The sequence below is a fragment of the Arthrobacter vasquezii genome, assembly GCF_029455255.1.
GTDB lineage: Bacteria > Actinomycetota > Actinomycetes > Actinomycetales > Micrococcaceae > Arthrobacter_D > Arthrobacter_D parietis.
The window spans coordinates 1-15393 of the sequence record NZ_JAROKN010000022.1 but is presented as its reverse complement, the minus strand read 5'-3'; the positions used below and the strand labels follow the sequence as shown (position 1 = coordinate 15393).

Below are 15393 nucleotides of genomic sequence, written 5' to 3'. Positions count from 1 at the left end.
AATGGCCCGTCATACCCTTTCCGTTCTGGTCGAGGACGTCCCGGGCGTTTTGACCCGTGTCGCAAGCCTGTTTGCTCGACGCGCCTTCAACATCAACTCACTGGCCGTCGGTCCGACCGAAGTAACCGGGATGTCCCGGATAACTGTCGTGGTAGAGGCAGAAGGGGACCTGCTTGAGCAGGTCACAAAACAGCTGAACAAGCTCATCAATGTGATCAAGATTGTCGAGCTTGTCCCCGAATCCTCCGTGCAGCGGGACCACATCCTGGTCAAGGTCCGCGCGGATGCCGCAACACGGCTGCAGGTAACCCAGGCAGCAGACTTGTTCCGCGCTTCAGTGGTTGACGTGTCCACCGACTCGCTGATCATCGAAGCCACCGGCACTGCCGAAAAGCTTTCCGCGCTCCTGTCAGTGCTGGAGCCGTTCGGCATCCGCGAAATAGTGCAGTCCGGAACCCTGGCGATCAGCCGCGGCGCCAAATCGATGAGTGACAGGGCGCTCAGGAGCGCCTAGCCAGCAGCGCGAACTTCACTCTCAATACCTCAACCACGCCGGTCCACGTCAGGTGGGCGGCACAATCACATCACAGGAGAAACACAAGTGACCGAGTTGTTCTACGACGACGATGCAGACCTTTCGATCATCCAGGGCCGCACCGTGGCTGTTATCGGGTACGGCAGCCAGGGCCACGCCCATGCGCTGAGCCTCCGCGACTCGGGCGTTGACGTCCGCGTGGGCCTGAAGGAGGGCTCAAAGTCCCGCGCCAAGGCGGAAAGCGAGGGCCTGCGCGTCCTCAATGTCTCCGACGCCGTTGCCGAAGCCGACCTCATCATGGTCCTGACGCCGGATCAGGTCCAGCGCCACGTCTACGCTGAGGACATTGCTCCCAACCTGCAGGCAGGTGACGCCCTGTTCTTCGGTCACGGGTTCAACATCCGCTACGGCTACATCCAGCCTCCGGCCGACGTGGATGTTGCCCTCGTTGCGCCGAAGGGCCCGGGCCACATTGTTCGCCGCGAATTCGAAGCGGGACGCGGCGTTCCCGACCTGATCGCCGTTGAGCAGAACCCGTCCGGCAAAGCCCGCGAACTGGCACTGTCCTACGCGAAGGCAATCGGCGGCACCCGCGCGGGCGTCATCGAGACAACCTTCACCGAAGAGACCGAAACCGATCTTTTCGGGGAACAGGCTGTCCTGTGCGGCGGCGCGTCCCAGCTCATCCAGTACGGTTTCGAAACACTCACCGAGGCCGGCTACAAGCCGGAGGTCGCGTACTTCGAGGTACTGCACGAACTCAAGCTGATTGTTGACCTGATGGTGGAGGGCGGCATCGCCAAGCAGCGCTGGAGCGTCTCCGACACAGCAGAATACGGTGACTACGTCTCCGGCCCGCGCGTCATTGACCCGTCGGTGAAGGAAAACATGAAGGAAGTTCTCGCGGATATCCAGAACGGTGCCTTCGCCAAGCGCTTCATCGATGACCAGGACGCGGGTGCGCCCGAATTCGAGAAGCTGCGCAAGCAGGGCGAGGATCACCCGATCGAGGCAACGGGCCGCGAACTGCGCAAGCTGTTCTCGTGGATCAAGACCAACGACGACTACACCGAAGGTTCAGTCGCCCGCTGATCATCGTTGTTGACACCCTGGAGGCGACGGCCGGACCGGCGGAGTATCCCGCCGGTCCGGCCGTCGCCCATTGTGTGGCACTTCTCTCATCTGCTCTCCATAGCGGGTAACAAAGTGGGCTCGCCGGAGCGGCAAACTACACTTGAACAAAATTCCTGAACACACATCTGGAACACTTCTGCCCACCGCACTGCGAAGGATCTCCCGTGGAAAAACCAGTAGTTCTCCTTGCTGAAGAACTCTCGCCGGCAACCGTGGATGCGCTCGGACCGGATTTCGAGATCCGCCAGACCGACGGGGCTGACCGGTCCAAGCTGCTCTCCGCTATCGCAGAGGTGGACGCGATCCTGGTGCGGTCAGCAACCCAGGTGGACGCCGAGGCAATCGCCGCCGCCCGCAAGCTGAAGGTCATCGCCCGTGCCGGCGTCGGCCTGGACAACGTTGATATCAAGGCGGCCACGCAAGCGGGTGTGATGGTAGTCAACGCCCCCACCTCCAACATCATCTCCGCGGCCGAACTCACCGTCGGCCATATCCTCAGTCTCGCCAGGCACATTCCGCAGGCCAGCGGCGCTCTGAAGGGCGGCGAGTGGAAGCGGTCCAAGTACTCGGGGATCGAGCTCTACGAGAAGAAGGTCGGCATCATCGGCCTTGGCCGCATCGGTGCACTCGTTGCAGCCCGGCTCCAGGGTTTCGGCACTGACATCCTCGCCTATGATCCCTATGTCACCTCGGCGCGGGCAGCCCAGCTCGGGGTCCAGCTTGTGACACTCGATGAGCTGCTTGCGGAGTCGGACTTCGTGACCATCCACATGCCCAAGACGCCCGAGACCGTCGGCATGCTGGGAGCCTCAGCCTTTCAGAAGATGAAGAGCAGCGCGTACGTGGTGAACGTGGCCCGCGGCGGCCTGGTGGACGAGGAAGCGCTGTACAACGCGCTCAAGGAAGGGCAGATTGCCGGCGCCGGAGTTGATGTGTTCGTCAAGGAACCGAGCACCGATCTCCCGTTCTTCGAGCTGGACAACGTTGTGGTCACCCCGCACCTCGGCGCCTCCACGGCAGAGGCTCAGGAGAAGGCTGGTATCTCCGTTGCAAAATCGGTCCGCCTGGCACTCGCAGGAGAACTCGTGCCTGACGCCGTCAACGTCGCAGGCGGCGTCATTGCGCCGGAAGTACGTCCCGGTATCCCACTGATCGAGAAGCTGGGCCGTATCTTCACCGCACTCACCCATGATTCACTCACTCAGATCGAGGTCGAGGTAGCTGGCGAGATCGCCTCGTTGGACGTCAAGGCGTTGGAACTGGCCGCCCTCAAGGGTGTTTTCACCGACGTCGTCTCCGAGCAGGTTTCCTACGTCAATGCACCGGTTCTCGCCGAGCAGCGCGGCATCAACACGCGCCTGGTCACAACTGAGTCCTCGGAGGAGTACCGCAATGTGCTGACCATCCGCGGTGCGCTGTCTGACGGGTCCCAGATCTCGGTCGCCGGTACGCTCACAGGGCCGAAGCAGATTCAGAAGCTGGTCGGGGTCAACGGTTATGATCTCGAGATCCCGATCAGCGAGCACCTGCTCGTGATCCTGTACCAGGACCGGCCCGGTGTGATCGGAACCCTGGGCCGGGTGCTGGGGGAGCGCGGGATCAACATTGCCGGCATGCAGGTCGCCCGCAGCAAGGAGGGCGGCCAGGCGCTGTCGCTGCTCACCGTGGACAGCTCCGTGCCGCAGGATGCGCTGGAGAGCCTGAAGGACGCAATCGGCGCATCAGTGGCTCGTGAGGTGGATCTGCAGGATTAGTTCGGGAGCGGCCACACCACTGTGGCTTCGATGCTGTCGACTGGGAGCGGACCGAAGTCTCTGGAATCAATGGACTGAGCCCGGTTGTCGCCCATCACGAAGACATGCCCGGGAGGAACCGTGACGGGCCCGAAGTAGGTGCCGTCTATGAGCGCGTGGTCGACAAAAGGTTCGGATACCGGGACGCCGTCAATGTAGAGCAACGCATCTTCAATGGCAACGCTCTGCCCGCTGACGGCCACCACGCGTTTGAGCACGGTACCCGCTTCGGAGGGATTCCGGAACGAGACCAAAGCGCCCGGCGCCGGTTCCCCGTGCCGGTAGAGCACTACGATGCTCCCCTCGGGAACGGTGGGTTCCATGCTCGGCGAAGAGACCCAGAGCGGCTCGATCACCCAAAGCCGCAAGCCGACGAGCAGGAGTACAACGGCCATAAGTCCCGCCAGCGAGCGGTACCGCGGCCAGCGCGCAGACGAAGTTCGTGCGGTGCTCGCCTCCTGACCACCCATGCGATCGTCCTCCAACCGGTCATCCGTTAGTCGTTATCCTCCGCTCGGATGGTTGGGGAAACCCTGCACCTTCCAAGGTATTCATAACGCTCGTACGGGACTCTTGCGGCACCGGTGGAAGACCGTCGGTAGGTCTTGGGAGGAATTATGGGAAAGGCACAACACGCCTCGGAGGAGCACCCGGCTGCTCAGATGCGGCCCACAGGTTTTCCGTTTCGACGCACGCTTTCGGCACTCACATCACTGGCTATGCTCACGGGTATCGGCCTGCCACTGGTCGCGGCGCCCGCGCAGGCGGCGCCCGTCGGCCAGGGCTTTACCGTCACGACGTCCGACTTGGCGTTCATTCTGCGCCAGATCAAGATCGCTGAGGCACATGTCCGCAACACCACCAGCGAGACCGGTCCCTGCGGCGCACTGCTCGGTACCGGACCTGATCAGGTGCCCGGCCCGTTGGTTTCCTACGGACTGCGCACGGTGGATGGCTCCTGCAACAACCTCCAGGCAGGTCGCGAAGACTTTGCGGAGTCGAACCGTCTCTTCCCCCGTCTCACCACTCCCGATTACCTCGATGCCGACGACGGGGCCATCATCCGCCAGCCCGGTCCCACGACCTACGACGGCGTAGGCAACGTGGTCGATGCCGACCCCCGCGTCATCAGCAATCTGATTGTGGACCAGACCTCTACGAATCCTGCGGCGGTTTCCGCAGCGCAGTACCCGGTACGCACGCAAAGCGGCGCCGACAGCGTGGTGCCCTGCGACGCCGGAGGGCTGCCGGCGGGCTGCGTGCCTGCCGGTGAAACACTCTTCATCCCGAACATCACCACAGACGTCGGCCTCTCGCCCCCGTACAACTCGTTGTTCACAATCTTCGGACAATTCTTCGACCACGGCCTCGACATGGTCAATAAGTCGGGCAGCGCGGTTTTCATCCCGCTGCAGCCGGATGACCCGCTGATTGCGGGGCCCGACGGCGTTACGCCGAGTGCGGACGATCTTCCCGCTCGCCAGCGATTCATGGTCCTCACCCGCGCCACCAATCAGCCCGGCCTGGATGGGAAGTTGGGCACGGAGGATGATGTCCGCGAGGCGACCAACCGCACCGGCCCACTGGTAGACCAATCACAGACCTACAGCTCGGACCCGTCCCACCAGGTTTTCCTGAGGGAGTACACAAACAACGCCGGCGGCAGGCCGGTCTCCACCGGAGCGCTGCTGGCCTCCGACGACGGCGGCATGGGCACCTGGGCAATGCTGAAGGCCCAGGCGGCCGGTCAGTTGGGTCTTCAGCTATCCGATATGGACGTGCACAGTGTTCCGATGATCGCCGTTGACCCCTACGGGAAGTTCATCCCGGGTCCCGAGCGCGGACTTCCGCAGTACGTGACCGCAGACGGCATGGTCGAGGGCAACACCGAAGCTCCGGTTGCAGTGCCGGCCAACGCGCTCCGGGTGAACGAATCCTTTCTCGATGACATCGCGCACAATGCTGTCCCGAAGGCGAACTTCCTGCCCGATGCTGACGACACCATCAACCCTCCCGGAGCCCCGAGCACCAGCACCTATGACAACGAGATGCTGAATGCGCATTTTGTCGCCGGTGACGGCCGGGTCAATGAGAATGTCGCGCTGACCATGATCCACCAGGTCTTCCACTCGGAACACAACCGACTCCTCGAGGACATCAAGGCAACCCTCACCGCCGATACAACAAGCCGCGGCGTAACAGCTCTGGCGGAGTGGAAGAGCGCTGCCGGAGCGGGCGGCTGGAATGGCGAGCGCCTTTTCCAGGCTGCCCGATTTGTGACCGAAATGGAGTACCAGCACCTCGCCTTCGAAGAATTTGCCCGCAAGGTACAGCCGCTCCTTGAACCGTTCGCCACCTATCACGACGACGTGGACCCGGCGATCAGCGCCGAGTTTGCACACGCCGTGTACCGCTTCGGTCACTCGATGCTCACCGATACCGTGTCCCGGACGAATGCCGACGGATCCACAAACGATGTGCCGCTGCTGGACGCTTTCCTGAACCCGCCGATGTACTACGACGGCGGCGGCACCGAGCCGCTCTCAGCTAAAGACGCAGCCGGATCCATTGCTATGGGTATGTCAGACCAGGTCGGCAACGAGCTCGACGAGTTTGTTACCGACACCCTGCGGAACAACCTGCTTGGACTTCCGCTGGACCTGGCCGCCATCAATATCGCCCGTGCCCGTGAAACGGGCATTCCGTCGCTGAACAACCTGCGCAAGGAAATCTACAACAAGACCAACGACAGCCAGCTCAAGCCGTACGTGAACTGGATCGATTTCGGCCTGAATCTCAAGCACCCGGAGTCGCTGGTCAACTTTGTGGCGGCGTATGGTCAACACCCGAGCATCACCGTCGCAACCACGCTGAAGGGCAAGCGGGATGCAGCACAGCTGATCGTGAACCCGCCGATCGATGCTGCAGAGGGCACCGTCCCCGCAGACGCCGCGGACTTCATGGGCGGCGTAGGTACCTGGGCTGACAAGGAAACCGGCCTGAACCAGATCGATCTCTGGGTCGGTGGACTCGCCGAGCGCACCAACCTCTTCGGCGGCCTGCTCGGTTCAACGTTCAACTACGTGTTCGAGCAGCAGATGCTGGACCTGCAGAACGGCGACCGCTTCTACTACCTGGTCCGCACGCCGGGCATGAACCTGTTGGGTCAGTTGGAAGGCAACTCCTTCGCCGAAATGATCATGCGCAACACCAGCGCCACTGCGCTGAAGGCAGACGTGTTCGGCACCTCCGACTGCAAGTTCGAACTTGGCCGGCTGCAGTTCAACGGCACCACGGTGCTGGACGATCCGCGTTCCGAGTGCAACGAGGAAGCCCTGCTGATCCGGATGCCGGACGGCACCATTCGCTACCGCACCACCAACTCGGAGGACCCGGCCGGCATCAACGGCCAGAGCGTCTTCAACGGAACCGCAGAAGCTGACCGCATCTGGGGCGGCGTCGACAATGACACCTTTCTCGGAAACGGCGGCAACGATGTCATCGAAGGCAGCGACGGCGCTGACACCGCCCTCGGAGGCGAGGGTAATGACATCGTGACCGACTCCGCGGGTGATGACGTACTGAAGGGCGGTCCGGGCAATGATGCACTGGACGCCGGCCCAGGACTGGATCTCGTTCTCGGCGGCAGCGGTAGCGACTTCATCAACGGCGGAGCGAATACCAACGATTCGTTCGGCGGCGAGGGCAACGACTTTCTGATTGCAGGCGGAGGCAACGACCTCTCCCGCGGCGACGCAGGAGACGACTGGCTCCAGGGCGGGGACGGTGCCGACCTCCTCATGGGAGATAGCGGTGCCCCGTTCTTCGACGATCCGAACACACCCGGCAATGACGTCCTGATGGGCCAGAACGGTGACGATGATTATGATGCCGAAGGCGGCGACGACATCATGCTGGCCGACCCGGGCATCGAGCGCAATGCAGGTGCTGCGGGCTTCGACTGGACCTCGCACCAGGTCGACGGCCTGGCGGCGGACACGGACCTGACTCGTAACCTGTTGGGCGTGCCGCTTCCCGTGGACGTGCTGCGCGACCGTTATGCAGAGGTGGAAGGGCTCTCCGGAGCGGCGAAGAATGATGTTCTTCGCGGCGACGACGTTGTTCCCCGGCTGGTCGAGGGCGAAGGAACATCCGGCAAGAACTGGCTGGACGCCGAGGGAGTCGCAAGAATCACCGGCCTGAGCGAACTGCTTCCCGCAGGTGTCACGGATAACGGCGGCATCTGGGGAGAGGGCAACATCATTCTCGGTGGTGCCGGCTCGGATGTGCTCGAGGGCAGGTCCGGCAACGACATCCTCGACGGCGACAAGGAACTGCGCGTCCGGATGAGCGTACGCACTGATCCCGCCGACCCGACTACGGAAATCGGCAGCACTGACAGTATTGAAAAGCCTTACCTGGCTGACAGTTCACGGACCCTGCAGGCCGCTGTTTTCGCCGGTGTTGTTGATCCGGGAGACATCGTCATTGTGCGTGAGATCGTCAACGCAGGGAAAGCCGGTGATGCGGACGCTGCGGTCTTCTCGGACCTGGAGCAGAACTACACAGTGACCACCGTACCGACGGGTGCTGTCCCGGGGGCTCCGGGAAGCGTCACCACGGTGACGCATCTCGGCGATGATCCCGATGCACTTCCCCCGCTGGGTGACGGCGACGGCGTGGATACCCTGCGGAACATCGAGAAGCTCCTGTTCGCGGATTCCCAGGCTCCCGGTGTCCCGGAGATCGCCGCAGGAGTTGCAGGCGACCGCTCTGCCACAGTCGAATGGGGTGCACCGGTTTCCCCGGTCACCACTTACGAGGTACGTGCAGTGGACGCAAACGGTGCACCGGTGGGCGCTCTCCGCCAGGTTCCCGGCAATGAAACCAGCACGGTGATGACCGGGCTGACAAACGGTCAGGCCTATCGCTTCCAGGTCCGGGCATCCAACGAGCTGGGAACGAGTGCCTTCTCGCCGCTCTCCGCAGCGGTTGTCCCGGACATTGTGCCCAACGCGCCGACCAACGTGACAGGCGTCGCCGGCAACGGCATCGCCACGCTCTCCTGGAGCACCCCGGCTGCCAACGCCGGCACCGCGATCACCGGTTATAAAGTGCAGGTGCTCGCTGGCGAAACCCTCGTGCAGACGATTTCGCTCACCGGCACAGCGACGACGACGGAAGTCACCGGCCTCGCAAACGGCACGGCGTACAGCTTCAAGGTCCTTGGAGTGAACGCTCATGGCGAGGGTGCAGCTTCTGCAGCCTCGGCAGCCGTCACTCCACGATCAGTCCCCGGAACTCCGGTTCTCGGTGAAGTGACCGCGGCGGATGGATCGGTGACTGTCCGCTGGAGTGCGCCGGATACCGACGGCGGATCCGCGATCACCGGATACGCAGTCCAGGTCCTCGGCGCTGACGGACAGCCCGTGGGAGCGCCGAGGACAGCGGGTGCAACCGCCACGAGCCTCGAGATCACCGGGCTTGCCAATGAAACGGCCTACCGGTTCCAAGTACGGGCAGTCAACGCACTGGGTGCCGGGGAGTTCTCAATCCTGTCAGCCGCAGCTACCCCCACCCGGCCGGAGCTGCGCGAAGACTTCGACGGCGACGGCATTGCCGACCTGGTTGCCCGTGACCCCAACGGGCGGCTGTGGCTGTACCCGGGAGACGGAGCAGGCCGGCTGCAGACCCGGTCGCTGATGGGAACAGGATGGCAGGGGATGCGCAGCATCATTGCCACCCGCGACTTCAGCGGCGATGGAAACGCGGATATCCTCGCCTCGGACTCCACCGGGCGGCTGTGGCTCTACCGCGGAACCGGCGCTGCGGGGCTTGTGAGGGGACTTCAAATCGGCAATGGCTGGGGCGGCTACACACTGACCGCTCCTGGTGACTTCGACGGAGATGACCGGTCTGACCTCGTGGCTCGGGATTCCAACGGCAGGCTGTGGCTGTACCCTGGCAACGGATCAGGCGGCTTCCAGTCACGCAGCCAGGCAGGCAGTGGCTGGAATGGCTTCCAGATTGCGAGTGTCGGTGACTTCAACAGCGACGCCCGCTCGGACATCATCGCAGCCGACAGCACAGGACGCCTGTTCCTGTACCCCGGCAACGGCAGAGGCGGCTTCCAGAGCCGTTCACTGTTCGGCAGCGGCTGGAACGGGTACTCACTGGTGGGAATCGGTGACCTCACCGGGGACTCACGTTCCGATGTCGTGGCTCGCGACTCCGTAGGCAGGCTGTGGCTCTACCCGGGCACAGGAACCGGACGGGTTGGAAGCCGCACGCAGATCGGCAACGGGTGGGGCAACTACCTGATCACCTGATGCGGTAGGGCCACTCCCAGACGAAAGGACCATGGCGGGAATCCCCGCCATGGTCCTTCCTTTCGTGCGTGGGCTCCTGCCAGGGCAGGCAGTAGCAAAGTGCCCCTGAGCACGGCCGGCGACGTGCCGATGCGTCAGCGGGGTTCACGTGTCATGCAACAGCACACGCCGGCTTGCTTTTCCGACACACAAAGAGGGTTTCCCACCCGACTGGGGGGAAACCCTCTTTGGATACCTCTAACCGGGACTCTCCTACGCTGCGGACATCGCCCGCACAAGGAAGGAGTTGATGACGACTGTGGCGTCCCGCAGAGACTGCCGGACGTTCTGCGGAGCTGCAGCCACCGGTGCGGTGGTCCTGCTGAGCTGGCCGTGAAGCACAAGCAGAGCGGACAGGACGTCGGACAGTTCGCCTTCGCTCTCTGCAGTGGCCTGCAGCAGGCGGGCATGCGCTGCCTTCAGCCCGGGTCCGGGTGCGCATCCCAGCTCCCGAACCATTGCACGCCGGCACTTCTCGTAGCTCTGCAGGCCCTCGGCGTAGCGTCCTGTGCGCTCGAGGCCGGCAACCCGGGCCAACCATGCACGTTCATTGAGCGGGTCCATGGTGAGGGCCTTCTGGGCCCAGTCGATCGACTCGGAGACTGCACCGACCGCTGAGGCGGTTTCCGCTGCCAGCACCGTTGCCTCAAGGACCCGGGAGCTGTGCAGCTCCCGCTCGTCTTCTGCCCAGGCTGGGAGGAGCTCGTCGCCCAGCAGGGGAGCGGTGGCGAGTGTAAGTGCCTCGTGAAGGAGTTTGAGCGCTGCTTCCGGCGCGCTCTGCTGGGCCTGCCGCAGGAGCTGATCGAAGCGGAAGACGTCCAGGTCCACCATGGTTGCGTCCATCACGTAACCGCCGGTCGTGGTGCGCAGCGGACCCTGCTTGCCGCTGCCGGGCTGGATGTTCCGGCGCAGGACGCTGACGTAGCTTTCAAGGGTCGGAAGGGCTTCAGCAGGTGCGTGTCCTTCCCAAAGGACCTCGATCAGGCGGTCCTTGGAGACCGGTGTGCCGAGGCTCAGGAGGAGGATCTCCAGGATCTGGCGCGGCTTCGGCCCGCCGAGGGTCCGGGCGTTCAACACTGTGTCTCCGCGCCGTATACGGAGCGAGCCGATCAGCTGGACGGTCAGGAAAGCCGGCACGCCTGGTGCGTCCGCGGGGGAACCCGAATGTGCCGGTGAAAATGCGTCTGACTGCAACATGAGCGAGACCTCGTCTTTCGTGCTTGTGATGACGAGATCAAACCTAGGGATTGGAGAAACGGGGATCACGAGTAGGCCCTACCCGAAAAAATGACCCCGATTCCGAAGGATTCGGGGGCACTACTCGAATTTCCCGGCGTAGCGGCAGGGTAGTTACCTGAGTAGCCGCTAAGGCTACTCAGGACCACTCACTGACCGGCCGTGTGGTGGTCAGTTCCGAGCGAAAGCCGCGCCTCGCCGTCGTCACTGAGTACCAGTGCGAGCGCCTTGTTCGGAATTTCGAAGACCAGCGTGGCATCAATCGTCTCTCCCTGTTCCGCGATGTGCTGTGACGGGGATGCCCAGATGACGTGCGGTTCCCCGGTGCCAAGCCCGTCGACGAAGTAGTCGGCGGCGCTGAAGGCGATGCCTTCCGGTTCCAGCGCAGTAAGTTCGAGCAGCACGCGGACGCGATGCGCGCCGTCGGGCACTGCGGTCTCAAGGGCAGCCCCGTTGGACGGAGGCACCCAGCCGTCGGATTCGAGCGGGAGTATTCCGTTGATCCGGGCAATTCCGCCGTCCACAGTGTCCGATGCACCCAGCATCGCGGCAGGTTCCTCCTCAACATTGTTGGTGAGTACCCAGGTTGCGCCGCCAAGCACGCCGATCAGAAGCGCGGCCGGGATGAGCATCCGATGCCGGGGGCGGGAAGCGCGGTGGGCGACGCGGCGGTCGTCGAGTTGCTGTGCCATGCAAGTAGTGTTCGCTCCCCACCATGGGAAAACCATGATCGCAGGAGCCAGGCAACGCAATGATGCGACAACCCCACGGCGGCAGGGTAACTTTCTAGGGTGAGTTCTGCGCAGAAACCCCCGTTCTACATCACTACAGCCATCACCTATCCCAACGGCGTGCCGCACATCGGGCATGCGTATGAGTATGTCGCCACCGACGCCATCGCGCGTTTCAAGCGGCTGGACGGCTATGACGTCATGTTCCTGACAGGTACTGATGAGCACGGGATGAAAATTGCTCAGACCGCGGAGAAAGAGGGGATCTCGCCGAAGGAGCTGGTGGACCGGAACGCCGTGGTCTACCAGGCTGCCCACGCTGACCTCGCCATCAGCTACGACCGGTTCATCCGGACCACCGATGAGGACCATTACGCGGCCTCGCAGGACATCTGGCGCCGGATGGAAGCGGCCGGAGACATCTACCTCGACAAGTACGCGGGCTGGTACTCGGTGCGTGACGAGGCGTACTACACCGAGGAAGAGACCGAGCTCCGCGAGGACGGCATCCGCTACTCGAAGGACACGGACACCGAGGTGACGTGGACGGAGGAGGAGAGCTACTTCTTCCGCCTATCCGCGTACCAGGACCGTCTACTGGCGCTGTACGCGGAGCAGCCCGAATTCGGCGCACCGCAATCCCGCTTCAACGAGGTCATCAGTTTCGTGAAGCGGGGTCTGGACGACCTCTCGATCAGCCGCACCACCTTCGACTGGGGTGTACCTGTGCCCGGCAATCCCCAGCACGTCATGTACGTCTGGGTGGATGCGCTCACCAACTATCTGACCGGGGTGGGCTACCCGGACACCGAGTCGGAGCAGTTCCGCAGGTTCTGGCCCGCAGACGTGCACGTGATCGGCAAGGATATCTCCCGCTTCCACGCGATCTACTGGCCCGCCTTCCTGATGTCCGCAGGCATTGAGCTGCCCAAGCGGGTCATGATCCACGGTTTCCTGCACAACAAGGGCGTGAAGATGTCCAAGTCCTTGGGCAACGTGATTGCGCCGAAGGACTGGATGGAGCAGTACGGCCGGGACCAGATCCGCTTTTTCCTGCTGCGCGAGGTGCCCTTCGGAGCGGATGGCTCCTACAGCCATGAGGCCATCGTGACCCGGATGAACTCGGACCTCGCGAACAACCTGGGGAACCTTGCGCAGCGGTCCCTGTCCATGGTGGCGAAGAACTGTGACTCGCTGGTGCCTGCGCCGTCGTCGTTGTCTGAGGCGGACCAGCGCATCCTGGCTGCGGCGAACACGCTGCTGGATACCTGCCGGGCCGCATATGACAAGCAGGAGCTGTCCCGCGCGCTCGAGGCGATCTGGGCGGTCCTGGGAGACACGAACGCGTACTTCGCCGAGCAGCAGCCCTGGGTGCTGCGGAAGACTGACCTCGACCGCATGAACACGGTCCTCTACGTGACCCTGGAGATCCTTCGGATCGTATCAATCCTGGTGCAGCCGGTGATGCCGGACGGCGCCGCGAAGCTGCTCACGGTTCTGGGCCAGGGCACCGTGAACGACGACGGCGCCCGCCGCTTCAGCGCGATCGCAACTCCATTGGTGCCCGGCATTGCCCTACCGGCGCCTGCTCCGATTTTCCCGAAGTACGAGGAGCCCGCGGAAGACTAGTTCATTTGTCAGGACACACCCCTATAGCGACGGCTAACGGGGCGTGTCCTGACAAATCAACGCGGGTCACGCGCGGAAACGCTCGGCGGCCGTGCTCACCATGATGGCTGCAATTTCCCGCTGTTGTCCGCGCGCCCGCTCTGCAAGCTGGGTGAGGCGCTCGCGGTCGTATCCGGTGAAGGACCAGCCGTCGTCCAGCAGCGCCAGGAGGGTCTCCCACAGCGCTTCCTTCCCGCGGACGAGGCTCTGGAGTGCCTCCAGCTCCAGCTGTGCCCCCGGACCGTTCTCCGCCTTGCTCACATTGAGGGGATTCAGGCGGGCGGCGGCAGCGCTGAGATGCGCGAAGACCATCTTTGCGGGGTTCGGACGGTGGCCTTGAGAGCGCAGGGAGGTGAGGAGCTCACTGCGTTCGTGGTCAATCTCGTCGTGGAGGCGGGACAGCGTGCGCCCGTGCTGTGTGCCCTCCCAGGTCTGGGCAGCTGCCTGAAAGAGACGCACCCCGCCGGTCGCTCCGAGGAGATGGTCCTCCAAATAGCGAAACAGCCATTGCCGTTCTTCCCGAGTGGGGTTCTTCACCGGTCCTCCTGATTGCTTCACGGCCCGAGTGCGCGGACCGTGAAGCAATCCTTGCAGGTCAGTCCTCCACGGCCAATCCCTGGACGGGGGAGAGCCGCGCCGCGCGGCGGGCAGGCAGTACTGATGCCGCCAGTCCCGCAGCGGTAGCGACAACCAGCACGCCTGCCAGCTGCAGCCACGGGAACGACGGCGTCACAACAGCCACCATGCCCAGCGCCGATTGCGCGCCGAGCCAGCCGTAGAGCATTCCGAGTACGATCCCGATCAGCGCTGCCACTCCGGCGATCAGTACGGCTTCCACTGCCAGCATGCCGCGCAGCTGGCCCCGGGTCAGCCCCAGCGCCCGAAGGAGTGCCGATTCGCGTGTGCGCTCAAGCACCGAGAGGGAGAGCGTGTTGGCTACACCAATGAGCGCAATCAATACGGCGACCGCCAGGAGAGCTGTGACGACAAGCAGCAGCACATCGATGATCTGGTTGAAGGTTGCGCGTTCCAGCGCTGCTCCCGAGACGAGATACTCGGACACGCCCAGGGCGTCCACAACGCTCGTCCGAAGCTGCATGATCTCACCCGTTCCCAGGGAGTCGTCCAGCTTCAGCCAGAGAACTCCACCCGTGTCCGTTGCCTCCAGCTGCCCGAGCTGTTCTGCAGTGGCCGGCGTAATGAGGGGAACGATCGTTCGGCTTTCGGCTTCCTTCACGGGAAGAAGGCGGGTAGTTGAGGACCCGGCCACTTCGAGTTCGGTCACTGCGGTGCCGTCCGGCATCACCACTTCGCCGTCCTGCGGGTAGGCGGTCTCCGAGCGCAGGACCGCTTCCGCGTCGGCTGCCGAGAGACTGTAGACCGTCTGCCCGCCTGCTTCGTCTGTGGTGCGGCCCACCGGCATGGGTTGCACCACTGCGTCGACGCCCTCCAGCGCCTGCAGGGTACTCACAGCATCCGGGTCTTCTCCGCCTTCAAGCTGCACGGCCAGATCCACCGGGTAGTTCTGCGCCAGGGCGTCATCGAACGCTGTCCGCGATGTCTGTGCTCCGGCCATCATCATGCTGACGAGGGTGACGCCGACAAGCAGGGCCGTTGCGGTCGCCGTCGTTCGCGCCGGATTGCGTACTGCGTTCACCGCAGCGAGCTTCCCGGGTACGCCCAGCGGCGAGGCAAGCCGGCCGACGCCCGTGACGAGTGCCGGGACAAACAGGCCGGCGCAGAGCAGGAATCCGAGAAAGGACAGTGCACCTCCGGGCAACGCCAGCAACAGGTTGGCCTGAGCGGCTCCGACCGCGAGCAGAGCGCTGCCTGCCACGACCGCCAGCACACCGATTCCCAGGCGGATCCGGCCGCGTCGGGTGGTGACACCGGCGTGTTCGGCCGGCCGGAGCGCGGCAAGTGGAGCG

The 15393-nt window shown here is 63.7% G+C and carries 10 protein-coding genes; 5 read left to right on the top strand and 5 right to left on the bottom strand.

Features of this window, described 5'->3' with window-relative positions:
* Position 1 precedes the first annotated feature (1 nt).
* The 3 genes from ilvN to serA all read left to right on the top strand — a co-directional run bounded on the left by ilvN (position 2) and on the right by serA (position 3423).
* Complete coding sequence (gene ilvN, locus P4U43_RS09650) at positions 2-514, top strand: acetolactate synthase small subunit (RefSeq protein ID WP_056548179.1); 513 nt, start codon at positions 2-4, stop codon at positions 512-514.
* A gap of 87 nt (positions 515-601) precedes the next feature.
* Positions 602-1627, top strand: a complete 1026-nt coding sequence (gene ilvC / locus P4U43_RS09645) for a ketol-acid reductoisomerase (RefSeq protein WP_056548180.1) — start codon at positions 602-604, stop codon at positions 1625-1627.
* A gap of 206 nt (positions 1628-1833) precedes the next feature.
* A complete protein-coding gene (gene serA / locus P4U43_RS09640; RefSeq protein WP_277358548.1) occupies positions 1834-3423 on the top strand; it encodes a phosphoglycerate dehydrogenase in 1590 nt (529 codons plus the stop codon).
* Here the strand turns inward: serA and lepB are convergent.
* Positions 3420-3932, bottom strand: coding sequence for a signal peptidase I (gene lepB / locus P4U43_RS09635; RefSeq protein WP_277358547.1), 513 nt, complete (start codon positions 3930-3932; stop codon positions 3420-3422). The two genes, serA and lepB, sit on opposite strands and share 4 nt — an antisense overlap.
* 147 nt (positions 3933-4079) lie before the next feature.
* Between lepB and P4U43_RS09630 the strand changes: the two genes are divergently transcribed.
* Positions 4080-9791, top strand: coding sequence for a peroxidase family protein (locus P4U43_RS09630; protein ID WP_277358546.1), 5712 nt, complete (start codon positions 4080-4082; stop codon positions 9789-9791).
* A 252-nt stretch (positions 9792-10043) separates the two neighbouring features.
* On the opposite strand, the gene P4U43_RS09625 is transcribed toward P4U43_RS09630, so the two are convergent.
* On the bottom strand, positions 10044-11027 hold the full coding sequence (locus P4U43_RS09625) for an AfsR/SARP family transcriptional regulator (protein ID WP_277358545.1): 984 nt from the start codon (positions 11025-11027) through the stop codon (positions 10044-10046).
* 188 nt (positions 11028-11215) lie between these two features.
* Positions 11216-11758, bottom strand: coding sequence for a hypothetical protein (locus P4U43_RS09620; RefSeq protein WP_277358544.1), 543 nt, complete (start codon positions 11756-11758; stop codon positions 11216-11218).
* A 99-nt stretch (positions 11759-11857) separates the two neighbouring features.
* On the opposite strand from P4U43_RS09620, the gene metG reads away from it, so the two are divergent.
* On the top strand, positions 11858-13426 hold the full coding sequence (gene metG, locus P4U43_RS09615; protein WP_277358543.1) for a methionine--tRNA ligase: 1569 nt from the start codon (positions 11858-11860) through the stop codon (positions 13424-13426).
* Between the two features lie 66 nt (positions 13427-13492).
* On the opposite strand, the gene P4U43_RS09610 is transcribed toward metG, so the two are convergent.
* Positions 13493-14002: a hypothetical protein gene (locus tag P4U43_RS09610; RefSeq protein WP_277358542.1), complete on the bottom strand. Its 510-nt coding sequence runs from the start codon at positions 14000-14002 to the stop codon at positions 13493-13495.
* A 58-nt stretch (positions 14003-14060) separates the two neighbouring features.
* The coding region (locus P4U43_RS09605) for an FtsX-like permease family protein (RefSeq protein WP_277358541.1) at positions 14061-15393 on the bottom strand (1333 nt) is incomplete at its 5' end.